At 39.2% G+C, this 23,322-nt stretch carries 22 protein-coding genes and 1 other RNA gene; 15 read left to right on the top strand and 8 right to left on the bottom strand.

Annotation, left to right across the window (positions count from 1 at the left end):
• Positions 1 to 13 precede the first annotated feature (13 nt).
• From CWB75_RS16245 to fabB, 4 genes are all read right to left on the bottom strand, one after another.
• The gene (locus CWB75_RS16245) at positions 14 to 1,618 is read right to left on the bottom strand and encodes a FimV/HubP family polar landmark protein (protein ID WP_249362340.1); all 1,605 of its coding nucleotides are present in this window, start codon (positions 1,616 to 1,618) and stop codon (positions 14 to 16) included.
• A 349-nt stretch (positions 1,619 to 1,967) separates the two neighbouring features.
• Entirely contained in the window at positions 1,968 to 2,984 is a 1,017-nt protein-coding gene (locus CWB75_RS16235; protein ID WP_010388045.1) for an aspartate-semialdehyde dehydrogenase, read from the bottom strand.
• 45 nt (positions 2,985 to 3,029) lie between these two features.
• The gene (locus CWB75_RS16230) at positions 3,030 to 4,151 is read right to left on the bottom strand and encodes a 4-phosphoerythronate dehydrogenase (RefSeq protein WP_138571196.1); all 1,122 of its coding nucleotides are present in this window, start codon (positions 4,149 to 4,151) and stop codon (positions 3,030 to 3,032) included.
• Between the two features lie 108 nt (positions 4,152 to 4,259).
• A complete protein-coding gene (gene fabB / locus CWB75_RS16225) occupies positions 4,260 to 5,471 on the bottom strand; it encodes a beta-ketoacyl-ACP synthase I (protein WP_010388041.1) in 1,212 nt (403 codons plus the stop codon).
• A 178-nt stretch (positions 5,472 to 5,649) separates the two neighbouring features.
• Between fabB and mnmC the strand changes: the two genes are divergently transcribed.
• Positions 5,650 to 7,659 (top strand): bifunctional tRNA (5-methylaminomethyl-2-thiouridine)(34)-methyltransferase MnmC2/FAD-dependent 5-carboxymethylaminomethyl-2-thiouridine(34) oxidoreductase MnmC1, encoded by a 2,010-nt coding sequence (gene mnmC, locus CWB75_RS16220; protein WP_138571195.1) that lies wholly within the window; start codon positions 5,650 to 5,652, stop codon positions 7,657 to 7,659.
• A gap of 289 nt (positions 7,660 to 7,948) precedes the next feature.
• On the top strand, positions 7,949 to 8,584 hold the full coding sequence (locus CWB75_RS16215; protein WP_075169642.1) for an SDR family oxidoreductase: 636 nt from the start codon (positions 7,949 to 7,951) through the stop codon (positions 8,582 to 8,584).
• Here the strand turns inward: CWB75_RS16215 and CWB75_RS16210 are convergent.
• On the bottom strand, positions 8,577 to 9,335 hold the full coding sequence (locus CWB75_RS16210; RefSeq protein ID WP_138571194.1) for a sulfite exporter TauE/SafE family protein: 759 nt from the start codon (positions 9,333 to 9,335) through the stop codon (positions 8,577 to 8,579). The two genes, CWB75_RS16215 and CWB75_RS16210, sit on opposite strands and share 8 nt — an antisense overlap.
• A 455-nt stretch (positions 9,336 to 9,790) precedes the next feature.
• On the opposite strand from CWB75_RS16210, the gene CWB75_RS16205 reads away from it, so the two are divergent.
• Positions 9,791 to 10,090, top strand: coding sequence for a hypothetical protein (locus CWB75_RS16205; protein ID WP_138571193.1), 300 nt, complete (start codon positions 9,791 to 9,793; stop codon positions 10,088 to 10,090).
• Between the two features lie 7 nt (positions 10,091 to 10,097).
• Positions 10,098 to 10,901 (top strand): hypothetical protein, encoded by an 804-nt coding sequence (locus tag CWB75_RS16200; protein WP_138571192.1) that lies wholly within the window; start codon positions 10,098 to 10,100, stop codon positions 10,899 to 10,901.
• Positions 10,902 to 10,978: 77 nt separating this feature from the next.
• Here the strand turns inward: CWB75_RS16200 and CWB75_RS16195 are convergent, their stop codons facing one another.
• Complete coding sequence (locus tag CWB75_RS16195) at positions 10,979 to 11,983, bottom strand: phage integrase (RefSeq protein WP_138571191.1); 1,005 nt, start codon at positions 11,981 to 11,983, stop codon at positions 10,979 to 10,981.
• A 412-nt stretch (positions 11,984 to 12,395) separates the two neighbouring features.
• Between CWB75_RS16195 and CWB75_RS16190 the strand changes: the two genes are divergently transcribed.
• A complete protein-coding gene (locus tag CWB75_RS16190; protein ID WP_138571190.1) occupies positions 12,396 to 12,647 on the top strand; it encodes a hypothetical protein in 252 nt (83 codons plus the stop codon).
• A gap of 258 nt (positions 12,648 to 12,905) precedes the next feature.
• Here the strand turns inward: CWB75_RS16190 and CWB75_RS16185 are convergent, their stop codons facing one another.
• Positions 12,906 to 13,262, bottom strand: coding sequence for a bacteriophage CI repressor (locus CWB75_RS16185; protein WP_138571189.1), 357 nt, complete (start codon positions 13,260 to 13,262; stop codon positions 12,906 to 12,908).
• Between the two features lie 106 nt (positions 13,263 to 13,368).
• Here CWB75_RS16185 and CWB75_RS16180 point away from each other — a divergent pair, with 106 nt between their 5' ends.
• The 9 genes from CWB75_RS16180 (at position 13,369) to CWB75_RS16145 (ending at position 20,694) form a co-directional block, all read left to right on the top strand.
• Positions 13,369 to 13,623, top strand: coding sequence for a DNA-binding protein (locus tag CWB75_RS16180; protein ID WP_138571188.1), 255 nt, complete (start codon positions 13,369 to 13,371; stop codon positions 13,621 to 13,623).
• A 2-nt stretch (positions 13,624 to 13,625) separates the two neighbouring features.
• Positions 13,626 to 15,617: a replication endonuclease gene (locus CWB75_RS16175; protein WP_138571187.1), complete on the top strand. Its 1,992-nt coding sequence runs from the start codon at positions 13,626 to 13,628 to the stop codon at positions 15,615 to 15,617.
• A gap of 99 nt (positions 15,618 to 15,716) precedes the next feature.
• Positions 15,717 to 16,040, top strand: a complete 324-nt coding sequence (locus CWB75_RS16170; RefSeq protein ID WP_138571186.1) for a hypothetical protein — start codon at positions 15,717 to 15,719, stop codon at positions 16,038 to 16,040.
• Between the two features lie 5 nt (positions 16,041 to 16,045).
• The gene (locus CWB75_RS19350) at positions 16,046 to 16,171 is read left to right on the top strand and encodes a tail virion protein G7P-2 (protein WP_502704785.1); all 126 of its coding nucleotides are present in this window, start codon (positions 16,046 to 16,048) and stop codon (positions 16,169 to 16,171) included.
• A gap of 97 nt (positions 16,172 to 16,268) precedes the next feature.
• A complete protein-coding gene (locus CWB75_RS16165; protein WP_138571185.1) occupies positions 16,269 to 16,505 on the top strand; it encodes a major coat protein in 237 nt (78 codons plus the stop codon).
• A gap of 55 nt (positions 16,506 to 16,560) precedes the next feature.
• Positions 16,561 to 18,045 carry a hypothetical protein gene (locus tag CWB75_RS16160; RefSeq protein ID WP_138571184.1) on the top strand — a complete coding sequence of 495 codons (1,485 nt, stop codon included), beginning with the start codon at positions 16,561 to 16,563 and terminating at the stop codon, positions 18,043 to 18,045.
• Between the two features lie 12 nt (positions 18,046 to 18,057).
• Entirely contained in the window at positions 18,058 to 18,429 is a 372-nt protein-coding gene (locus tag CWB75_RS16155) for a DUF5455 family protein (RefSeq protein ID WP_138571183.1), read from the top strand.
• Positions 18,430 to 18,431: 2 nt separating this feature from the next.
• On the top strand, positions 18,432 to 19,484 hold the full coding sequence (locus CWB75_RS16150) for a zonular occludens toxin domain-containing protein (RefSeq protein WP_138571182.1): 1,053 nt from the start codon (positions 18,432 to 18,434) through the stop codon (positions 19,482 to 19,484).
• On the top strand, positions 19,465 to 20,694 hold the full coding sequence (locus CWB75_RS16145; RefSeq protein ID WP_138571181.1) for a secretin GspD/PilQ domain-containing protein: 1,230 nt from the start codon (positions 19,465 to 19,467) through the stop codon (positions 20,692 to 20,694). The genes CWB75_RS16150 and CWB75_RS16145 overlap by 20 nt, the downstream gene beginning before the upstream one ends.
• Positions 20,695 to 21,079: 385 nt before the next feature.
• On the opposite strand, the gene ssrA is transcribed toward CWB75_RS16145, so the two are convergent.
• Positions 21,080 to 21,436, bottom strand: a transfer-messenger RNA (tmRNA) gene (gene ssrA / locus CWB75_RS16140).
• 249 nt (positions 21,437 to 21,685) lie between these two features.
• Between ssrA and CWB75_RS16135 the strand changes: the two genes are divergently transcribed.
• Positions 21,686 to 23,311: a flagellar assembly protein A gene (locus CWB75_RS16135; RefSeq protein WP_138571180.1), complete on the top strand. Its 1,626-nt coding sequence runs from the start codon at positions 21,686 to 21,688 to the stop codon at positions 23,309 to 23,311.
• Positions 23,312 to 23,322 lie beyond the last annotated feature (11 nt).

Here is a 23,322-nt window from a genome sequence, read left to right as displayed (position 1 = left end):
CCTCTCGTCCGAATTAGCTGTCGATGTCTGGCTCTTGCGTTGCAGTTTCAGTATCCGGTTGCTCAGCATCGAGCAATTCATCAATATCAACTTCATCGTCTTCATCAACTAAGCTGTCGATATCTGGCTCTTCGCTTTGATCTTCAGTAGCTGGTTGCTCAGCATCGAGTAAACTGTCTATATCAAACTCGCCATCATCAGCTTGTGCTGTTACATCATCTGCTTGTTCATTATTCTCATCAAGCAAGTCGTCAATGTTAAAGTCTTCGCCCTCTTCAGCAAGTTCTTCACTAAGTGCTGCCATATCATCATTCGATTCACCTTTAGGTTCATCTGGCAGAGCATCGTCGTCTTCTTCGTCAAACAGGCTATCTAAGTCATCTGAACTTAAAATATCATCCGATTCGTCAAGATTAATTGTATCGCCCGTGTCATCTTCATCTGAGCTATCAAAGTCTTGTTGCATGAAAACATCAAGTTCATCGTCTTCGGTATTTTCGTCTTCAAAAACAACATCATCACTGAGTAAGCTTTCTAACTCATCTTGATCTAGAAGACTGTCGTCATCGAGATCATCGTTTAAATCAACATCATCATCGAGTAACACGTCATCCATGTTATCGTCTAGTTGCACACTTATATCATCAAGTGGATCGGGGGCTGGCGCTTCATCAAGAGTGGGCTCTGGCACTTCATCTATAGGATCAGTAAAAGCAGGTGCTTGTGGAATAAACTCATCATCGTCACTTTCAGGCTCTTGATTATTACTTCGCTTACGCAACCACATAACAACGGCAAAAATGATCAATAAAGCCGGAATGGTCATTAATAAAATCAGCACTAAAGGATTCGAAAGTAGCGCGGCAAAGCTAAATTCACTCTCTTGCTCTACCTCTTTTAATTTTTGCTGCGCAATAATCTCATTTTGCTTAAGGATTAATTCTTTTAACTGTTGCTGTATTTCACTGTCTTGACCAAGCTGTAAGCGAACGTTTTCTAACTCGTTTGAAATACCTGTAAGCTGTTTTTTTAGGTTGTTGTTTTCAACTAAGATCTCTTCTACGTTGCTAACTGAACTTTTAAACTGCTGCTGAAGCTCAACTAATTTATTACCTTGGTCTGTTTTTATCGCTTTTAATTCTTGTTGTAACTCTTTTTTAGCTTCATCAACATCAGCTTTGCGAGCTTGCGTGACTTGTGTTTGTGCTGAATTAATTTCTGCTTGAGTAAGCGTACCATTTTTCTTTTTTTCCCACAGGTCATCATCTTGCTCAGAGCGTTGCTTAGCTAATTGCGGGTTTACTCGTCTAATTTCTGCCAAAGTAGGTATCTTTAAATAAGAACCGCTTCGCATGTGATTTAAATTTTGTTCTAAAAATGAGTTGGGGTTTTTGTTATACAAGGCCTGCATAACTTGGTAAATGCTAACTGAATTATCGGGACGAACCTTAACGGCAATGCGCCAAAGTGTATCGGTTGGTTTTATTGGCCCAATAGAACGCCCCTGTGCGCCGTAATCTGCGCCTTTGGGCCCTCTTAATTGGGTACTGTCTTGAGAGTAAACAGTCGTTACCATCAGTGCAGACGCTAATATAATAAGTGAAACGAAACCGCGCATGCTGATCCTTTAATGTTTAAATGTTAACACAGCGCTTTCAATTGGCGCTTAAACATTGATTATTCTTGCCGTTGTTAACCACGTGGCTAACGCACATTTTTATTACAATCTATTTTTATTGCAAGCTCTATTCCAGTTACAAACTATAAACCAGTTAAGCCATAATATCCATCGCAACGCATTGAAAATAAATACCTTAAACATCAAGATAAAAATATTTTTATGTTGTTTATCAAAGTGTTTACACTACTGTTGTTTATAAGTGGCAAAAAAATGGCAATTTAAGCACAAAAAAACGGCAAGCCACTTTGGTTTGCCGTTTATTGGATTATCACTGTATTCTGGCTAATTACATATAATTAGCAATCAGTTCTTCTGCTATTTGCACACTGTTGGTTGCTGCCCCTTTACGGGTGTTATCACTTACTACCCACATATTTAATCCATGTGGGTGTGAAATATCGGCACGTAAACGGCCAATGTAAACAGTGTCGTTACCACTGGCATCAGAGACAGCCGTTGGGTAATCACCCGCATCATCAATTAGCTCAACACCCGGTGCATCGCTCAATAATTGCTTCACATGCTCAAAGTCATAAGGCATGCGCGTTTCTATATTAATTGATTCAGAATGACCAAAGAACACCGGTACACGAACGCAGGTCGGGTTTACTGCAATGGTGGTATCGCCTAAAATTTTATGCGTTTCGTTTACCATTTTCATTTCTTCGCGTGTGTAGCCATTGTCTTCAAAGCTATCGATTTGCGGAATAACATTAAACGCAATTTGCTTAGGAAAAATGTCGTTTTCCATTGGACGTGCATTCATTAAGTTAGCTGTTTGTTTTGCCAGTTCATCAACCGCTTCTTTGCCTGCACCCGACACTGCTTGGTAGGTTGAAACGTTAATACGATCAATACCGTAGGCATCATAAATAGGTTTAAGCGCGAGCATCATTTGAATAGTTGAACAATTAGGATTAGCGATTATATTACGGTTTCTAAAATCGGCTAAACTCGCTGCATTCACTTCTGGCACAATTAGCGGCACTTCAAAGTCATTTCTAAAGTGTGAGGTATTATCAATAACAATACAGCCTGCGTCTGCAGCAATCGGGGCGTACTTTTCAGACACACTGCCACCTGCTGAAAATAAGCCGATATGCGCTTGGCTAAAATCAAAGCCTTCAACATCACGTACTTCTATGCTCTCACCACGAAACTTTATATCTTCGCCAGCACTTCGGCTGCTTGCTAATAAAAACAGCTGATCGACCGGAAATTTACGATCTTCCAAAGTTTCAATGATTTGACGACCAACAAGGCCGGTAGCGCCGAGTACGGCAACGTTATATTTTTGCGACATATTTCATCCTCTGTAAGCACGGTTAAAACAACCGCGCTAATTAAATTAGTTTACTGTGGTAAAGCCAAGCTGGGCGAGTGCAGCAAGCTCGGTGTTATCACCTTCAACCATCACAGTGCTAAACTCACGGCGGGTTGGGTAGTTTTTTCGTAAGCTGTCAAAGCCTTCATCGGCCAAGTGACGTAGTAAAATGCCATCATCACGGCGTACGTCATAAACTAAATGCACTAAACGGGCTATATCTGTTTCGCTAAAACTGCTTTCTAGGGTGACTTTTTTAATCGCAGGAGGCGGTAAAAAATCATCAAGCGATTTTACTGCGTTAACCCCTTTGAGCTCACATAAGCGCTGGTACAACATTTGTGTACCTCGCGCTTTACCTTCAAGGGTATGCCCTGCAATGTGAACACTGGCATAGCGCACGTGCTCCAGTAATTCAGTTAAAATATTAGGTTCATTTTCCCAAACATCCAGCACTAAATCGAGTTCTGCTCCGGCTTGCATCACTTCAAGTAAGGCTTGATTGTCAATTACATCACCTCGGCTGGCGTTTATTAACGTTAACCCAGATTTAAGTTTAGTTAAGCGTGTTTTATCAAGCATGTGCAGGGTTTTGTGCCTACCCGTTTTAATCAACGGCACATGAAAAGTAACAATATCTGACTGCGCTAATAGCTCATCAAGCTCAACATGCTCGGTTAATAGCCCTTGCTCATGCTTAATTGGATCGCACAATAGTAAATTAACGTTCAGTGCTTTTAACTTTTGCGCTAAACAACTGCCAATATTACCTACACCCACAATACCGATTGTTTTACCACTTAACGGACTGGCATTTTCTTGGCTTAATGCAAATAAGCTACTTATTACATACTCAGCTACGGCAATGGCATTACAGCCAGGCGCACTGGTAAAGCCGATATTGTTAGCACTGAGCAAATCAGTATCAATATGATCAACACCAATCGTGGCGGTACCTACAAAGCTTAGTTTATTCGCCTGTGCTAATAGTTCACTGTTAACTTGAGTAACTGAGCGGGTAAGCAGTACATCAACATCGATAAGTTGTTCAGGGGTTAATTGCCTGCCATCAAATCGTTCAACCTCACCCATATCTTTAAAGAATTGCTCAACTAAAGGCATATTTTGATCGGCAAGAATTTTCATTGTGAGTCCGTTTGGCGAAATGAGGCGCTATTGTAACGAACAACCCCCTATTAGCACAAACGAAAAAGCCGAGCATTTTGCTCGGCTTTAAAATAGTTAACGATTAACTTAACCTTTGTATTTGCTCATTACTAGCGTGGCATTAGTACCGCCAAAACCAAAGCTGTTAGACATAACCGTGTTTAGTTCAACGTCTTTTGCTTCAGTCACAATATTCAAGCCTGCCGCTTGTTCATCTAACTCATCAATATTGATAGATGGCGCAACAAAACCGTGCTCAAGCATGAGTAATGAAAAGATAGCTTCGTGTACGCCAGCCGCACCCAATGCATGGCCTGTCATTGCTTTAGTGGCACTGATCATTGGTGAGTTACCACCAAATACTTCTTGAATAGCGCCTAGCTCTTTAACATCACCTACTGGTGTAGATGTACCGTGGGTATTTAAGTAATCAATGCTGTCAACGTTTTGCATAGCTTGGCGCATACAACGTGCTGCACCCTCGCCCGATGGGGCAACCATGTCGTAACCATCTGAGGTTGCGCCGTAACCGGTAATTTCAGCGTAAATATGCGCGCCACGAGCAAGTGCATGTTCAAGTTCTTCAACTACCACAATACCGCCACCAGCTGAAATTACAAAACCATCGCGGTTTGCATCATAAGTACGTGATGCTTTTTCAGGTGTGTCGTTGTATTTAGTAGAAAGCGCGCCCATAGCGTCAAATTCCATTGCTAACGTCCAGTGAAGCTCTTCACCGCCGCCTGCAAAAATAACGTCTTGTTTGCCTAATTGAATTTGTTCCACCGCGTGGCCAATACAATGCGCAGAAGTCGCACACGCAGAACTAATTGAATAGTTAACACCTTTAATTTTAAACGGCGTTGCTAAACATGCAGAGGTGGTACTTGCCATAGTACGTGGCACCATGTAAGGGCCAACGCGCTTAACGCCTTTTTCACGAAGAATATCAGCCGCTTCTACTTGCCATTTTGATGAACCACCACCAGAGCCAACTAATAAACCAGTACGCTCGTTTGATACTTGCTCGTCGCTAAGACCCGCATCTTCAATCGCTTGCGCCATTGAAATATAAGAGTAAGCCGCCGCATCGCCCATAAAGCGCATTGCTTTACGATCAACATGCTCTTTAACATCAATATCAATTTTACCTGATACATTGCTACGCAATTTGTAATCAGCAAATTCTTGATTAAAAGCAATACCACTTTTACCCGCTTTTAGTGACTCTAATACTTCTTGTTTATTATTGCCGATGCTTGATACAACACCGATGCCTGTTATTACGGCTCTTCTCATGGGTAATTCCCTTAGCTTAATACTCAATTGTGTTCTATTTTACGCGAATTTAATCATCTAAGTGGTCAGCTTTCTAGCGTACACTTGTACTCTGAAGCTACAGCTTATAAATAACGCCAGACTATTTCAAAGAAAACACGTAAAATAATTAAAAAATTATCTATAAATTGAATTGGTCATGATAAAAAACGCCCATATACACTTTAACGACTTAGGCACACCAGTTGCCAATGACTTTGACGATGTTTATTTTTCTAATGACGACGGCCTTGCTGAATCGCATTATGTGTTTTATCAACAAAACAGTATAGATACACGGTTACAAAATCATGACCGTGAACACTTTGTTATCGCCGAAACCGGTTTTGGTACTGGGCTTAACTTTTTGAATGCATGGCTGCAGTTTTCTGACCACTTACAGTGCCTACAAGTTCAAAATGAACAACCAAATAAAGTGCAGCGATTACATTTTATTTCTTTTGAAAAATATCCACTTAGCGTAAATGATTTAAAACAAGCCTTGCAAGCTTGGCCTAGTTTAAGCCATTTAAGCGACCAACTCGTTACCCACTACCCGATTAATTTAAATGGCTGCCACCGACTTGAATTTGCCAATGGCCGTGTAATCCTCGACCTCTACTTTGGCGACGTACTGGAATGTATTAATAGCATGAGCTACCCACAAAGTGGGCTGGTTGATGCGTGGTTTTTAGATGGCTTTGCGCCAAGTAAAAACCCCGATATGTGGCAGCAAAGTGTATTTAACGCCATGGTTGATATTTCCAGAAGCAATGCCACATTAGCCACGTTTACCGCTGCGGGCTTTGTGCGCAGAGGACTAAACGAGGCAGGCTTTAGCATGCAAAAAGCCAAAGGCTTTGGCCGAAAGCGTGAGATGCTAATTGGCACACTTGCTCAAGCCAACCCAAAACAATCAGCTCCCGCCTATTTTGAGCATCACCCCTCACCGCTTTCAAGTGTGGCTGTTATTGGCGGTGGTATAGCGAGCAGTTGCATACTTTATAGCCTCGCAAAGCGTGGGATAAAAAGCCACTTATTTTGCCAAGATGAAAAACCCGCAATGGGTGCATCGCACAATGTGCAAGGGGCTGTGTATCCACACTTACAGGCAAAAAACTCGCCACATAGTGAATTATTTGCCCACAGTTTTTTATACGCAAAGCGGCTTTATAATCAATTACTCAACAATGGCTTTTTGTTTGATCACCAGTGGTGTGGTGTATTACAACATGCAGTAAAACAGCCATTGGCAGATCGCCATCAGAACCTCGCTGATAAACAACTGTGGCCAGAGCAGCTTATGCGAAATGTGACTGCTAATGAGGGTGATGCTATCGCTGGGGTTAAAACAGGTTACTCAGGGGTGTTTTTTGAACAAGGCGGCTGGGTTAATCCCCCGCAGCTAGTCTGTGCAATGTTAGATGCCGCACAACAATTAAATTCGTTTGAAAGCCTATTTAACTGCCATATTGAGCAATTTAATAAACAACCCGATGGTTGGTACTTAACCACGCAAAAGAAAACATTTGGCCCCTTTAGCGATGTAATTATTTGTACTGGTGAGCACAGTGATGCATTTACGCAAACTAAAACACTTCCCATTGTTGGCGTTCGCGGCCAAGTGTCACATGTTCAGGCAAGCGAGCAATCACGTAAACTTAATACTGTGTTGTGTCACAAAGGCTATTTTACTCCCGCTTATTTAGATCATCATTGTATGGGCGCCACCTTTGAAAAAAATAGTAAGAGCCGTGAAGTGACCGAGCAAGACAACCACACTAACCGTGAACAATTACTGAGTTTTTATAACAACACTGAATTTGCCACTAGCTTAGGCGATATTAGCTCAGCCAAAGCCGCTGTTCGCTGTAGTTTTATTGACCACTTACCTATGGCTGGTGAATGGGTGGAGCAAACTGATTATACACATGCATTTGCTAATTTACGTTTAGGCAAGCGCTATCAATATCAGCCGTTAGAAAAAACACAACAGGGCCTACATATTTTTACCGGCTTTGGTGCGCGAGCATTATGCAGTGCACCGCTATCTGCCGAGCACTTAATTAGTAGTTTAAACAATGAACCTCGCCCACTAAGCGAGCGTGTAAGCCAAGCAATTCACCCAGGACGTTTTATTGTTCGAGACCTTATTCGCAATAAAATTTAAAGGTAGTAATACCTACAAAACCCTTTATTGTAATTATCAAGAACGCAATGTAGGTATTAGCTTATACCATCGTAACTATGTAACCGAAGTAAGTATAATGATCGAGTGAAAGTTCTAAAAAACATCTTAAAAGCAGCTAATTTTAATACTCAGTTAAGTAATGACTTTTTAACTAATATGTTTTTTTAAATAAGCTCATTTAAATCCCATTTACCCTTTAAAAATAATTCCCTACCCCAAGGTCTGTTTGTACGAACAATCTTTACACTATATTGAGAAGGAATTAATTATGAGTAAGACTTTAATTATTGGCGCAAGTGGGCAGATTGGTAAACTAACCACCAAACTATTGCTTGAACGCCAACATCCTGTAGTGGCTTTAGTACGTGACAAAAGTAAATTAGATGACTTAAATAGCGACTATTTAACAATCGTAGAGCAAGATTTAGAAAATGATTTTAGCGATGCGCTGCACGGTTGCGACCATATCATTTTTGCCGCAGGCTCAGGCGGGAACACCGGCGCAGATAAAACCTTACTTATTGATTTATGGGCCGCCACCAAAGCCATTAATTACGCAAAAGAGCATGCCGCTAAGCACTTTACAATGGTGAGCTCTATTGGTGCTGACGATCCAGATGCAATTCAAAGCGATTTAAAACCCTATTTAGTAGCTAAGCATATGGCAGATAGGCATTTAATTAATAGCGGGCTCAATTATACGATTGTACGTCCAGGCTCACTCACAAATGAGAATGCCTCAAAACTTATTTCTACCGAACGTCCCAAAGATCGCGATAAAGCAATCATTAGCCGTGAAAACGTAGCCCATGTTTTATTTACTATTGCCACAGAGCAAGGCAGCAATCGCTGCATATTTGAAGTATTTGATGGCGACAAACCAATAAAAGCCGCTATTAAATAAGCATTGCATTCATCCCTTGCCATGCAAGCTGTATGGCAAGCAGGGTTAAAATCACTTTAAAAATAACCCTAAAACGCGCCACCGATAACCGCTTAAGTAACTTAATCCCTAACCATGTGCCAATGGCTCCGCTTAAAATCATCGCTAGTGTTAACGGCAACCATTGCCAAAAGCTAAAGCCAAGCCCCGCATAAACAACGGCTTTTAAACTATGCTGCAAGGTCATAATACTTGAAAAAGTCGCGGTAAATTTAAGCTTATCGTAATGATTAATGTGTAAATAACTCGCTACCAAAGGCCCACTTGCTCCGACAAAAGTCGAGATAAATGCGGTTACTAAGCCCGCTAGTAAGCGCCCTAATCGTGAGTCTTTATTAAATTCAGGAATTGTTCCCCACAATAAATAAATCACAAATAAAGCCACAAACAGCTTCATGCTATCAAGATTAATATCGCTTACTACTTGGCTTGATAATCCCGCACCAATTAATCCACCCAGAGTAAAATACAACAACATCGGCTTATCAAGATGGGCAATACTTAACAACAACCGATTGGCATTAGAGCCCAACTGCACTAAACCATGAACCGGCACCACCACCGCCATAGGCATAACCGACGCCATTACCACCAACAGCATTAAACCACCGCCCGCACCAAAAGCCGCCGATACAAACGAAGTAAACCCCGCCAGTACAATGAGTAACAGCGAAATTAAAGGGGAAATCTGTTCAGCTGTAAAAATATCCATATCTATGCCCGCTGTTAATCATTGACTCATAATACAAAAAATAGGTAAGTAAGCGACTAGTCTATTAGTTGTAGGGTTCGGGGTCAGCGGTCAACGGTCAACGGTCAACGCAAGATAAATCAAAGCACAATAAATTCAATCATTTTAGCCATAAAAAAACCCGCAGCTTGATTGCTCAAGTTGCGGGTTTTTTAGGGTTTTTAAACAAACGAATTTAAAAACCGTTATTGGTGGAGCTGGGGGGATTTGAACCCCCGTCCGAAAAGCCTCGATTGTTACAGGCCATCAATAAAAACAACAACTTAATTGATAATCAATGTTTTAGCTACTTATGGTAACTTATATAGTCTTGTCTAATCTATAGAATTTGGGCAATATGTGGACATAATAAAAACGTAACTTAAGCATTATTTTATTTTTTAACTGGTAATTAATTACACATCAAAGGAATTGACATGAGCAAAACAATGTTTACAACAGATAATTTACCTGAAGGTTTTATTGTAAAAGAAACTTTTGGAATCATTCAATATACGGGCACTGTTGAAGTATCACACAAAGGCTTACTTCGCGGAATGTTGGAACGAAATAAGAATGAATATCAAGATGTTATAGATGCTTTTGTAAATAGTGCACCACGTGAATCTAATGCTATATTAGGTGTTCAAATATCAACATCATCACAACAATTCAGCAATGGTACTTTTTTATACGTTACTTATATTGGCACTCCGGCAATTATTGAAGAGAATTAATTAACTTATGTCTTCATTAAAATCTTACTCCCCTAAAAGACACCTTGACAATTATATTAGCCTTATTGGCGATGAAAAAGCCTTTAACTATGCAGTTCTCGAATTAAGATTTGCTATAGAAGCAATAGTTTATAAACAAATTGAGAGCTATGGTAATAAAGTCCCACAGCAAGTAATTGAAACATGGCAACCAAACAAAAGTTTTAAGCTACTATGCAGTTTCGATGAAAAAGCTAATAAATCATTGGATATTTCTTGGGCTAAAGGTGATGGCTCAGAAGACCCTAAAACACTTAGTTATAAAAGCATCGGTAATCAGAGAGTATTTAAAATTAGCGAGCTGAATAAGATGTATAACACCCTTGGCAATTTTTTACACTTGCCTAGCTTAAAATCAGTGAATACACTTAATTACGGCAAAAATGCTAAGGTCATAGAAAAAATTTACACGAATTTAAGTGATATTGTCTCGAATGGAAATATATACATTCGTGGCTCTTTCGTTGAAGCGAAATGCCCATATTGCGAAAAAATGACTATATTACCTAACTCAATATTAAATGAAAAATCTCCGCAGCATTACAAGTGTACTAATCAAAACTGTTGCAAGCTTTTATTAGGTTCTTTTCACTGCGGAAATATTAAGCTTCAAAAAGTAGGCGTTCAAGTTCAATGCCAAAAATGTAACCATACTACATTTATTGATGATTCAAGTATTAATAGTGTGTTGTCTGCGGTAGAACTCGATATTCAGTGTGATGGACAAGACTGCGATCAAAGAATAACATTTAGACCAGTTAACATAGCCTGAAGCTTGCAAATACTTTTATAAATAGCAAAATTAAAATGGCTCATACCTACTGCTGATGAATTTAGTTCTACCCTAATTTAATTCCTTTTCAGACTGAATTTTGGGCCAAACCTAATTGCATCTTCCAGATGACTTGGTGCAAAGTGCGCGTAAACCATAGTTTGCTCAATCTTTGCATGACCAAGAATTTGCTGTAGTACCAAAATATTGCCTCCGTTCATCATAAAGTGACTTGCGAAAGTATGCCGCAGAACATGACTACACTGCCCCTTAGGCAAATTAATATCGGTTTTATTTACCGCTCTTTCAAACGCCTTTCTACAATCAGCAAATAGTGGCCCTGATTTTTTAGGGATCTCATTAAACAGCTTTTCACTAATTGGTACAGTTCGGTTCTTTTTACCTTTGGTATTAATAAAGGTGATGCGGTAGCTATCGCCTGATTTAATAACCTGAGAACCTTTTAAATTACACGCTTCACTTATCCTACAACCTGTAGCTAAACAGATTTTAGACACGATTAAAATATGCGGGTTAGTAGAGCGTTTTAACTCATTTAGCAAAGTAATTATTTCGTCTTCCATCAAAAATGAAAGCTCTGTTTGCTGTAGTTTGAATGGCTTAATTTCAGCCAGAGGGTTAGGGTATTTTAACTCCCCTACTTCAATTAACTTATTGAACATACTTTTAATTAAGACAAGGTCGTTGTTTGCGGTTTTTGGGCTTATTGGTGTTTCACCCGACATACGTTCACCACGCCATTTAACAAAATCTTTAGCCTGTAAATTCATAGCAATTGGATTGTTCAGCGCTTCGCAAATCATTTCCAATTTAGCTAAAGCACGTTGCGGTGAAGCATATGTTTGACCATGTACTTTGTACCAAAGCTGAACTAAATCAGATAAGTGACGACTATCAATTTTTTCTTGTTTCCAAGGCTTATCTTCCGCCTCAGCAATAGTATGATTTACAAACCGTTGCGCCTCGCCACGTGTAGGAAATACTTTTCTAATCCTGCGGCCATCAGCACCCCAAGGTCGAATATCGACTTTGTAACCACCATCAACTTTTTTGATTGTCATAACTTTTCTCAAGGCATAAAAAAACCGCTAAAAAGCGGCTTTCATTCGTTTTGTGTTGGAAGCACAAAGCGAAAATCGTTTGTTGTTTGCCCATTAAAAATATATCCGTATACCTAAAAAGTCAACAACAAATATTTACTTTAAACTCTAGGTAAGTTTAAAAGCGTTGTCTGTATTTCTAACAAAGCTAACTTAACAACATAATTACCACGGGTCAAAAAACTTTGCTTTAGAATGATATTTATACTATTTTAATGTTGTCGGCTTATCTGCCCATAGCTCCATGTTCCCGACTTTTATTGGGCATTACTTATTTTTCAAGTTGCTGAACTTAGTTTCTGTTGCTTTTGCTCCAAGTAAATTTAATTTTGATAAAAACTAAACTCTAACTCTGATAAATAAAGGAAATATTATGCCTCCTGAATATTGGGTGTATGCAATGTATGGTTCACTTTTGCTACCATTCATTTTCGCCCCTATAGACTCTGATAGTAATAAACCATTAGAAGAGCTTGCTAACGAACTGCTAGTGCAGTACAAAAATATAAAGCAACTGCCATTAAATGAACGCTTTGATGAAAAGCAAAAGTGGGATGATCGATTAGCTCTATATTTAGAACGATGTGAAACTGAAAATCATATCCCTGAGCTAAAATTATCGTGAGTACAAACACATTTATTTGCCCTGCTTGCAACCTGTTAAATTTCAGGAATAAGGAAAACTCTTACAGGAAATCAATCCGATTAAAGCCGCCAAATATTGATGACTTTATCACTTACATTTCAGAGGTTACGATTTGTTCAGGTGTTGATTGCAATCAGGTGACAATAGTTGCGTATATTAAAACGGGCGGATTAAAACAGGCAAAAGATGACAAGGTTTTATTTCAAACTGTTGTTAGACAATGACTAAAATGCAGCTTTAATGCTGCATTTTTTCTATTCTTTTGACAATTATCGCTGATGTAGTAACTAGCCTATCTTCATTTAGCTCAGGCAGTATTCCAAGTTCATTACTTTCATACAATCCCTCTTTAACCTCGTTAATCAACGCCTTTCTATCAAATACAGGTTTACTTTCACTAAACAATAGCCAATCCATTGAAACTTTCTTTTCTATCGAGGCCTGAACACACTGAGGAAATGGAATTGATCCCTTTTTTGCCATTTGCGCGGCCCAGTTACCATTCTTTTCAAAATAAATTGATAACTCAGTTAAGTTTTTAAAACCATATAGAACCCTAATAGTTTCAAACACTTCTTTAGAATCTTTTTGCATTTTGGATACCTACAAACCAAAACCCATACAAAAAACCGTTTGACCGATATATAAAATGGGTTTACGCTATTTTTTATTGAATTAACACTCTTAAAGATAATATAGCATGAGCAACCAATTAATTTTATCTATTCCAGCCCCTATTTTGACATATCAAGAATATGCACGCCTACAGGGGCTAACAGTTAAAGACGTTGTTAATGCCGCATATACAGGAAGATTGCCAATTTATACACCTCCCTGCTCGCCAAATGAAAATCCTGCAAAAGTAAAAAAATACATCAACATGATTGCGCTTTATGCCGAAGCAGCCAAAGCAGCAAATATTGATGTGACCTTAACCTCAGATAAGCAGGTTTAGACATGCCAACTTTATCAGCTGAACAATACTCTGAAATATTTCCGCTCAATACAGCAATTAATTTAACTGCTGGTTTGCGTCCTTCTTGCACTGCCAAAGATATATTTGAAAATGTATCAAAACCAATGAAAGAACGCTTTTTTGATTTTGAAGCTTGGCGAAATCGCATTTTTGAACGTCATTCAAACCTTGCCCACATGCTGAGTACTGGTTATTTCCTTGCTGAAAAATTTAACGATTTAGCAGAGGCAAATAAACGTTTAAAAGCAGCCGATAAGGTTTTAACCATTGGTAATTTCAAATATGGGCATATAAATTTATCATGCTCTGATGATGAATTAATAGTAATTGCTGAGCAAAAAGCGCGTTACTGTGAGCTAAAAATTAGCAAACACGGTTATAAATTATGTATTTATAAACTGCTTTCTGAATACTTAACCTCTTTTGATATACAACCTCCTGAATTAGCCTCCCCTTTTTGTACTTACTTAGCCGCTGACTCACTTAAAGGTGTATTAAACAGATTTGCTGACCCAATTTTTTGGCGCCGTAAATTACGCAAAATTCAGGCATTTACTGTTGAGCAATTAGCTCGTGATTTACGACTTGTTCATAAAAAAGCAAGCCCATATGTTTCCAATTATTCAATTCGTAAGCGTCGAGAGCGTAAACGCAAGTCAGCTGAATTAATGTCAAATTTATTTGCAGTACCAGATGGTGCAAACCCTTTTGATGAATTTGAAACACTACAATCAATTATTGAACGTTCACATACATCGGGTAAACAGCAAGCTGCCGAGCTTATGGTACGCATTCGAGGATTTGAAGAGCTAGCTGATATGTACGGCCACCGCGGTGAGTTTTACACACTGTCAGCTCCTAGTCGCTATCACGCAGTTCACTACACTGGCATACCCAATAATAAATATGATTTCTTGAGCCCAAGAGATACACAAGAGTATTTCAACAATATATGGAAACGTGCTCGCGCCTTATTTTCAAAGCAAAACATACGCCCTTATGGGTTTCGAGTAGTTGAACCACATCATGACGGTTGTCCACATTGGCACATGCTTCTATTTATGGAAAAAGGTGATGCTATTCAGGTTCGTACAATTATGAAAAAGCTGTGTACGGAAGATAGCCCTAATGAATTTAGAACAAGCAGTACCCGCTTCAAAGCAATTAGGATTAATAAAAATAAAGGCTCTGCTGCTGGTTATATTGCTAAATATATTACCAAAGCAATTACGGGAAATAACATTGATAAAGTCGTTTGTCCTCAAGCTGGTGAAATAAATATATCAACTGCTGATGCTGCGGAATCTTCATCAACATGGGCCTATCAATTCAATCTTCGACGATTCCAACAAATTGGCGGCCCTTCAGTCACCCTCTGGCGTGAACTTAGACGATTAGGCCAAGGTGATACTGGCAAATGTGAGGTTGCAAACGCAATGAATACAACACTAGATACTGTTTCAAAATATGCATTAGAAAAAGTGCGTCATGCAGCTGACTCATCTGACTGGAAAGCTTTTTGTCTTGCTATGGGTGGTGTACAAGTCAAACGCAAAGACCAAACGCTTCGCATCCATTATCAGCTACCCGATATTGTTGACCGTATTACAGGTGAAATTAGTCGCTCAGAATCAAAGTCACCTTACTTCGCTACAAAATATGGAGACCAGCCAGCTAACCGGATTTTAGGCGTTGCATGGGATGCTGTTGTAGTAATCACTCGCCGTGGAACTACTCAAATACTCACTGAAACTGACCTTAAAGCACAGCGCAAAATCATGTGCGGTGTATCTGAACAAATACAAGGTTGGCACGATGACGGCCGTTTATTTGCACCTAGTGAGGAAGATATGCAGTTCCTAGAATCTTGTGCTATCGAAGACTACCAAAACATGTGCTTATTCATGGACTACGAAGCTTTGGCTTCTAATGTTTCAAGCGACGAAGTCGCGCCCTTGGACTTGTGTCATTAAGTGTAACCTGAGGCAATTTATGGATTATCAGCAGCAAATTATAGATTTAATAACTTCACAGAAACAATTAATAGAAGACTACTCAAAGGAGCAATAACTATGGCTAGCATCGAAGGTGCAATAACAGATCTAAAACTCGTAAACAAAACGGATGACAAAGGTGTTCCCTTGCCTATGGCAGGTGAATTTAAGTTCCATACAAAAAGCCCTGCAAGCATTTGGAGTGTAAAGGTAACGCCTGACCAAGTTGAAAGTGGTGTTTACAAACTATTAGAAAAGCTGCAATCAGACCCGAGCGGTTGGGGCTTAAAACCAGTTTTACTAAATCTTGAATACTACGAAGGCGCTAACGTAGCTCGCCAAATGGAATGGAAGGGTTTCCGACTAAATTCGATTGCTGATACAGAGCAACCAAAAGGCTGATTGTCATGGAAATGAGCCCTGAGCAATTTAACGAGTTAATACTGAATATGCGTCTTATCTATGACGCGATCTTTTGCGCAACCTTGGCTATTTGTTTTGGCCTAGGCGCAATTAAAGGGGGTCAAAGGTGATTACTTTGTCTTCTTATTTTATCGGTGCTTTTGCCCTAGGTTGGGTATTTGGCGCTTTACCTAAGTACTTTGAAAGGATGATTGAGGTTTCTACATCATGAAAAAACATATTTTAAAAAACAAGCTTGTCAAAGCTGGGATTGTAAGTTCATTACTGGTATCAAGTTCAGCTTTTGCTGAATCAGCGTTACCACCCGGTATTACTACAGCATTCACTAATTTTTTAGCTCAAATTACTGAGCTTGAAACATTGGCATGGACTGTAGTTCCTGTGATTGTTGGAGCATTTATTTTAATTAAATTATTCAAACGCTTTTCTAAGAGCGCTACTTAATTAATAACTTGCATTACAAGGCCAATTAAAAGTTGGCCTTTTCCAAGGCTCTGATATGAAAAACCTAGTTGTTTTATTTTTGTTTATTAGCTTTCGCTCCATTTCTCAAGAATGCCCCGCTACTGCTGAACCATTAGATAACCCACAAATAACACTCCCCGATTTTGATTTTTTTTATCAAGCATATTCAGCTGATAGCATTATTATCTTTAAGCCTACAAATGACTACACTGCTCGCTTTCAAGTGGTAGAAGCCTATTGGAGTCTGCTAGAGTCTTGTCCTAGCAGTTTTGGGAATTTTAGAATATGGACATATGAGCGTTTACCTGTAAATGGTGATACACAACAACGAGCCTGTGGTTATAAATATAATAGAAACAAAAACTGCCCCACTAATTACTCGTTTAACCTAACAACTGAGTCATGCCAAGTCATAGACCCAACACTTTGCGGTACTGCTCCCGTTGAAAATTGCCCTGATGGATTTCCCCCTGATTTATTAGGCTACCCAAATTGTGATAGACCTGATTTACAACAATGCTCCGATGGTTCCTATAAGCTTGCTACAGAAATTTGTTCAACTGAGCCTATTGATCCCGACCCAGTAGAGCCAGACCCAGTTGACCCAGTTACTCCGCCCGATTCTGATTATTCGGATTTAATTCAAGTTATCAGGGATTTTAAAGACCAAGAAAAAACATCTTCTGAACTCTTAAACGTTTCTATAGGTGATATTAAAACTCAAGTACAGGATTCATCTGAAAGCTTAAAATCAGCAATAATAGATAATATTGAAAATCAAACTTCGAGTATTAACCTTTCAATAGACCAACTCAAGCAAACTAATGACTCAAATGCAGCTTTAAATAGAGATGCTATTTTTACGGTTTCCCGAGATATACAAAACTTACAGACAAGTACACAAAGTCAATCTGACAGCATAGTTAATGCCATTGCAAACCAGACCATAGCTCTCAATTTTTACGTGGATGAAACTAACTCTAAGCTAGGTAAAACTAACTCTAAACTAGGCCAAACTAATGCAATACTTGCAAAAATAGAAGAAAACACCCAAAAGTGCATCCCCTCTGAAGCCAACTCATGCCCTGCTGAGTGTGAACCTACACCTGAAAATAACCATTGTGAGACACCGCACGGTTTAACGTCCGAGCAAATAGAGAATACATTGAATGAAGTGGATGGATTCTTTGATGGTTTGATGTCTGAGTACACTGATTATTTTGAAACTCAAATTAACGAAATTAAGGATGGTTCGCCCTTAGGCTCTGAAATGAATGAGTCTGCATTATCTGAATTTATGAACTATTTCACTTCATTCTTACCCTCTGCAAGTACCTGCATACCTTTACTTTTATATGAACGTGATGGCAAACAATACTTTATTACGTGTGAGTTCTCAGACAAATTCAAATCACTTTTTGGATGGCTACTTGGTTTATATACGATTTTAAAATTAATAACTATTTTGATGTCGGGTATCACTCCTCGTAGTGCACAAACACAAACAAGTTTCTTTTAATTAGGAGATAAAATGCCAGCATTTTTACTACCAATAATCACGGGTGCAGCAAACCTTATGCGCCTTCCTGCACTAGTCGCATTTCTAGCTGGCATCTTTGGTCAATTAGTTGCATTTTTTGCTAAGTGGATGACAACCAAGTTAGCAATGCAGTTGACTATTATTACTGCTTTAGTCGCCTTAACAGTAGCCGCTTTTGCTGCCATAAAATCATTAATGCTCGGTATCTCACTAGTAGCCCCTGATTACCTTGTACATGCTGCATCTTTAGTAATACCTGATAATGCAGCCTTATGTGTTGCAGCTTTAATTAGCGCACATGCAATTCGCTATGTTTGGGTTTGGAAAGTTTACTTCATCGAATCATTTGGAAGAGGTAAATAATTATGCCCGTACACTTTATTACAGGTAAATTAGGCGCTGGAAAATCACTAAATTCAGTAAATAGAATTAAAGAAAGGCTTGAAAAAGGTCTGCCAGTTGCTACGAATCTAAATATAAACCTTGTGAACATGATAGGTCGCGATAAAAAAAACACGCGTCTTTATAGGCTACCAGATAAGCCTGAATTATTTGATTTTGAAACGATCGGGATTGGCAACCACTCATATGATGAATCAAAAAATGGCCTTATCGTTCTTGATGAATGTGGTACTTGGTTTAATTCTCGAACATGGAATGATAAATCACGACAGGAGATTATTAACTGGTTTTTACATGCTCGCAAAAAAGGCTGGGATATTGATTTTCTTATACAAAATATTAGCCTTGTAGATAAGCAAGCTAGAGAAGCGCTAGGTGAGTTAGTTGTTCATTGCAGGCGGACAGACAAGCTGAATATTCCCTTTATTGGCGGCCTATTTAAAGTTTTGACAGGCTCAAAATTACCATTACCAAAAATCCATTTCGGAATAGTCAAATACGGCACTTTGCCAACTTCTTTAACTGTTGATAAATGGGTTACAGTCGGCATCCGTCTTTATAGTTGTTATGACACTAAGCAAATCTTTTCACCTGACTACGAACATGGAACATATACAGTTTTACCAAGCTATTACACACATGGCCGCTATCAACTACCTATGACAGCAAGGAACATTATGCGCCTTACAAAAGTTTATCTAAAAAAGCACTCTAAAACCAAATTATTATTCTTAGGCGCACTTTTACCGATGCTCTACATTTATTTTTCACAACCTGAAACAGTAATGCCAGATACCTCCAAACCATCAATTATTGATACAAAAATTAATTTTAAAGATTATAAAATCACATCTTTTAGTGAATTACCTAATGCTACTAATTTTATAATTCAAACTTCCAGTGGCAATGCCATAAGTTCAGAATTTTTAGTGGCTAAAGGCTATAAAATTAAAGTAGTTACTCCTTGCAATATCCAATTAAACAAAGGAGATTCTAATGAAAATATTTTTTGTTAGTTTGCTACTTATATCCTTTTCAAGCTTCTGTGAGACTGCTTTTCAATTAAAGAATGCACCGATAACAGATCTAACATCTTGGGTGTCAGATGCTACTGGAAAGTCTGTTATTGTTTCTCAATCAGCAAGCCAAACATTGGTAACTGCACATATACCTAAATTAAGTAATATGGACGTTATTTTATTACTAGAACAAATTTGCAAATCGAATAATTTAATTGTTTTAAATTACGGTGATTATATTCGTGTTGAAAGCGATGAAAATCAGATCGTAACCGTTGGCGCTCTACAGTCTAGAGTTTATAGCTTTACTCATATACAAAACGACAAGCTGCTTCCTTTATTTAAACAAGCAATTGAAACACCTGAATCAGACAAGAAGTTTATGGAAAAAGTTGATGATGTAAAATTTCAAATACCAAGCGTAACCCCTCTTCCAAATTCAAATTCATTACTAGTAATTACTACTCCTGAGGCTCATGAAAATCTAGCAAACCTAAGAAGCGCCCTAGATAAGAATATCAGACAAGTTTTAATTGAAGCCGTTATTATGGAAACTGATGCAGGGGATGGTTCATCTATTGGTATAGACTTATCAACAGCATTAAAGAATACAGGCTTTACCTTAACATCAAACCTTCTAGGCGCTTTAACTTCCACCCAGCCTTTAACTGGAGGCTCTGCGGTCTATTCATCAGGTGGTGATTTACGTGCTGTAATAAATGCTATATCAACCGAAAAACACACTAAAATTTTATCTACGCCAACACTCCTTGTTATGGATAGAGAGCGTGGTGCTATATCTGTTGGACAAAACGTACCTTTTTTAATTGCTCAGGACACCACCGATGGCGGTAGAGTTTCAACAAGAATTGAACGCCAAAACGTAGGTGTTTCACTGAGCGTTATCCCTCATGTACTCGAAAATGGCAGCGTAATATTAAAAATCAACCAAGAGTCATCAAGCGTTACAGACTCAACTTTTGCAAGTGATATAATTACAAACCAACGCTCAATACAAACAACCGTTTCTGTATCTAATGGCCAAACTATCGTTTTAGGTGGGCTAGTTAGTGAGGAAAGTAGAAAAAGCCAAAAAGGAGTACCAATTTTAAAAGATGTGCCATTTATAGGCAGCCTTTTTAAAACTGAAACCATTAATAAAGTTCAAAGAGAGCTGACTGTTATGATTAAAGTGCAACTTTTTTGATGGCAAAAGCATAGCCAGGATTGCAACCGGCAAAGCAAAAATGATTGCAAAACCCACTTATTATCCTGGTTTAAAACCATAGTTTCGATTGCACCTTATGCGTTTACGCATGTAGGCCACACACAAATATAAAGCTTCCGATCAATCTAAAATGGCCGCAGCCGCGAAGCGTTCAATACTTTACCTAGGCACATAACCCGAGCGCAGCGCGCTCCCCTTTGATAAACCTCTTTTTATAACTCTCTATATGCTTTAGCGCCGCTTGCGGTGCTGGGGCATAAAGAGAGTTATAATTAATGTGGGCACTGAGTGGACAAATGCAATAGAAATAAAAAAGCCAGTTAAAGCATAATGCTCTAACTGGCTGTTTTGTATCACTTTAAAGTGGTGGAGCTGGGGGGATTTGAACCCCCGTCCGAAAAGCCTCGACCGTCGGTACTACATGTTTAGTATTGTCATTTAATTAACCTTTAAATCCCGGACAAACACGGTAGATAAAGGCGAGGCCGCTTAGTTTTAACGCTTCAACCCCGGCCAGGGTTTCCGTCGCGATCAGGTGTTAGGGTGACACTCCAAAATCCAGTCCACAAGAATACATGGAAGGAGCGCTAGCCAGCCTAAGCTGCTAGAGAGTAGTTATCGTCGTTTGCGATTACTTTAAATTGCGGCTTTTTTACGAGGCAAACCGCACCTCGACATGCACCTCGGGCTTCTTGAATTCCGTCGAATCCTAATCAGCCCCTGAATAAGGTTACTCATTCAGAGTGTCCAAGCAGTATAACCGAGTAACCTACGAATACTCAACACCTTAGGCGTTTTATTTTATTGGTTGGTTAATCATGCATCAAACACACATGTAAATGTAAAATATTGGACAATTAAGAAACAATTACTTAACAATGATGGTGCTTTATGCTCAAATGCAAGGCTAGACCTTGGTCTAATAAATTATAAAAAATAATAACAGACATATTACCTAGAGGATTTATAAATGTCGGTTTTTTCTTTTAATGAGCAAACGGGGTATATCTCTTTAGTTTCACACCCTCATGTTTCAGGTTTAGCCTCAACAGCAACACAGCTTATTGAATTAATTGGCCAGTCAGAATATTGCGAGTGTGAGGTTATTGCTAGCAATATTGGTAAGCTGTTTGCTCAAAATAACGCCGAAGAAGCCCCCTCTTTAGTAATTGCTCAAGCCATTGATGCAAAGCTAACCATAAACATCGATGAAAAGAATATGCTCGTTGAAGCTACCCTTATTACTGCCAAGGGCGGTAAATTGCTTAGCATGGAACAAGCGATTGAAGAGTTCTCACAAGCAGGGGTTGTAAAAGGCATTAGCTCTCATGCATTAGAACAGTTATTGGCGCAACAGTTCGAACAACCCCCAGGAAGTACGCATTGCGCCGAAGTCGCTTTTGGTCGTGCACCTAAAGTGGGTAACGATGCAAAATTTGTACGCCTTTGCTGCACAGCGCAAGACCGCGTACTTAGCCCACAGGCTAAAGGCGGTGGTAAAGTCGATATGAGAAACCTAGGTGATATTATTACTGTAAAACCTGGTTGTGAATTAATGCGGCGCATTCCAGCAACATCGGGGGTTGATGGGTTTACTGTGTTTGGAGATGTGCTAACTGCAACCCCTGGCAAAGAGCATAAATTACAACCTTTTGACGGCACTAAAATTGCGCCTGACAACCCCAACTTATTAATTGCCGACTGTACTGGCGTACCGGTTGCCCTTCCCCGTGGTATGCGTGTTGATGATGTTTTATGCTTTCACAATATTGATCCAAGTACTGGCCATGTTGAATTTGATGGCAGTATTATAGTCAGTGGTGATATAAAAGATGGCATGCGCGTGACCGCCAGCGGCGATATTACTGTTTTAGGCTTTGTTGAATCGGCGCAGCTCAAAAGTGATAGCGCCATCACAATAGTAAAGGGTGCAATTGGCAGAAAGCGAGAAGCCGATGAGCCATTTACCTGTTCTATTTTAGCTAAACGAACCGTTGCGCTTGGTTACTCTCAATACTGCGACATAAAAACGGAGCAAAACTTATTAATAGATCGCCAATCATTACATTGTGACTTGAGTGCCGGAAATCTAATTAGGGTGGGCAATGCAAAAGATCCCAAAGGTAAAATTATTGGTGGCCATATTCTTGATGCAATGCGTATTGAAACAGGCGAGTTAGGAGCACCAGCAGGAACTAAAACCCGTGTTTGTATCGCACAGCGCTGGTACGTGCTAAAACAAAAACAAGCGCAAATTACTGACTTTGAAAAAGTTCTAATTAGTAAATCAATTGAGCTACAGCAAGCGCGCCAGCGAATTAATAAACAAGTTGCAAGCGCACAGCGTCAGCAGTTTTTGAATAAAATAACAACGAATGAAGAACACATAGCAAACCGAAGCGCCAGCATCAATCAGCAAAAGCAGTTGCTAAGAAAGAAAATGACGCAGCTTTTAGCGCTCAGTCGCTTAAAAGTTAATGAGCTTATGCACCCTGGGGTAGAGCTTAAAATTGCACGAGAATCAATTAGCTTTTCGCGTAATTACCCACCACATTTAATCACTCATAGTGAAGGTAAAATAACGCAATCGTTTTAATAACGCTTATT

Source organism: Pseudoalteromonas sp. S1608, from assembly GCF_005887265.1.
Taxonomy (GTDB): domain Bacteria; phylum Pseudomonadota; class Gammaproteobacteria; order Enterobacterales; family Alteromonadaceae; genus Pseudoalteromonas; species Pseudoalteromonas undina.
The sequence above is the reverse complement of the archived record's forward strand: the minus strand, read 5'-3'. Positions and strand labels throughout refer to the sequence as shown.

Bases quoted from the DNA above. Each gene is read 5' to 3' on its own strand.
- CWB75_RS16200 (WP_138571192.1), top strand. From the start codon at position 10,098: ATGTCTTCATTAAAATCTTACTCCCCTAAAAGACACCTTGACAATTAT.
- CWB75_RS16170 (WP_138571186.1), top strand. From the start codon at position 15,717: ATGGCTAGCATCGAAGGTGCAATAACAGATCTAAAACTCGTAAACAAA.
- CWB75_RS16155 (WP_138571183.1), top strand. From the start codon at position 18,058: ATGCCAGCATTTTTACTACCAATAATCACGGGTGCAGCAAACCTTATG.
- CWB75_RS16165 (WP_138571185.1), top strand. From the start codon at position 16,269: ATGAAAAAACATATTTTAAAAAACAAGCTTGTCAAAGCTGGGATTGTA.
- CWB75_RS16205 (WP_138571193.1), top strand. From the start codon at position 9,791: ATGAGCAAAACAATGTTTACAACAGATAATTTACCTGAAGGTTTTATT.
- CWB75_RS16190 (WP_138571190.1), top strand. From the start codon at position 12,396: ATGCCTCCTGAATATTGGGTGTATGCAATGTATGGTTCACTTTTGCTA.
- fabB (WP_010388041.1), bottom strand. From the start codon at position 5,471: ATGAGAAGAGCCGTAATAACAGGCATCGGTGTTGTATCAAGCATCGGC.
- CWB75_RS16150 (WP_138571182.1), top strand. From the start codon at position 18,432: ATGCCCGTACACTTTATTACAGGTAAATTAGGCGCTGGAAAATCACTA.
- CWB75_RS16160 (WP_138571184.1), top strand. From the start codon at position 16,561: ATGAAAAACCTAGTTGTTTTATTTTTGTTTATTAGCTTTCGCTCCATT.
- CWB75_RS16230 (WP_138571196.1), bottom strand. From the start codon at position 4,151: ATGAAAATTCTTGCCGATCAAAATATGCCTTTAGTTGAGCAATTCTTT.
- CWB75_RS16135 (WP_138571180.1), top strand. From the start codon at position 21,686: ATGTCGGTTTTTTCTTTTAATGAGCAAACGGGGTATATCTCTTTAGTT.
- mnmC (WP_138571195.1), top strand. From the start codon at position 5,650: ATGATAAAAAACGCCCATATACACTTTAACGACTTAGGCACACCAGTT.
- CWB75_RS16175 (WP_138571187.1), top strand. From the start codon at position 13,626: ATGCCAACTTTATCAGCTGAACAATACTCTGAAATATTTCCGCTCAAT.
- CWB75_RS16235 (WP_010388045.1), bottom strand. From the start codon at position 2,984: ATGTCGCAAAAATATAACGTTGCCGTACTCGGCGCTACCGGCCTTGTT.
- CWB75_RS16185 (WP_138571189.1), bottom strand. From the start codon at position 13,262: ATGCAAAAAGATTCTAAAGAAGTGTTTGAAACTATTAGGGTTCTATAT.
- CWB75_RS16215 (WP_075169642.1), top strand. From the start codon at position 7,949: ATGAGTAAGACTTTAATTATTGGCGCAAGTGGGCAGATTGGTAAACTA.
- CWB75_RS16180 (WP_138571188.1), top strand. From the start codon at position 13,369: ATGAGCAACCAATTAATTTTATCTATTCCAGCCCCTATTTTGACATAT.
- CWB75_RS16145 (WP_138571181.1), top strand. From the start codon at position 19,465: ATGAAAATATTTTTTGTTAGTTTGCTACTTATATCCTTTTCAAGCTTC.
- CWB75_RS16245 (WP_249362340.1), bottom strand. From the start codon at position 1,618: ATGCGCGGTTTCGTTTCACTTATTATATTAGCGTCTGCACTGATGGTA.
- CWB75_RS16195 (WP_138571191.1), bottom strand. From the start codon at position 11,983: ATGACAATCAAAAAAGTTGATGGTGGTTACAAAGTCGATATTCGACCT.
- CWB75_RS19350 (WP_502704785.1), top strand. From the start codon at position 16,046: ATGGAAATGAGCCCTGAGCAATTTAACGAGTTAATACTGAATATGCGT.
- CWB75_RS16210 (WP_138571194.1), bottom strand. From the start codon at position 9,335: ATGGATATTTTTACAGCTGAACAGATTTCCCCTTTAATTTCGCTGTTA.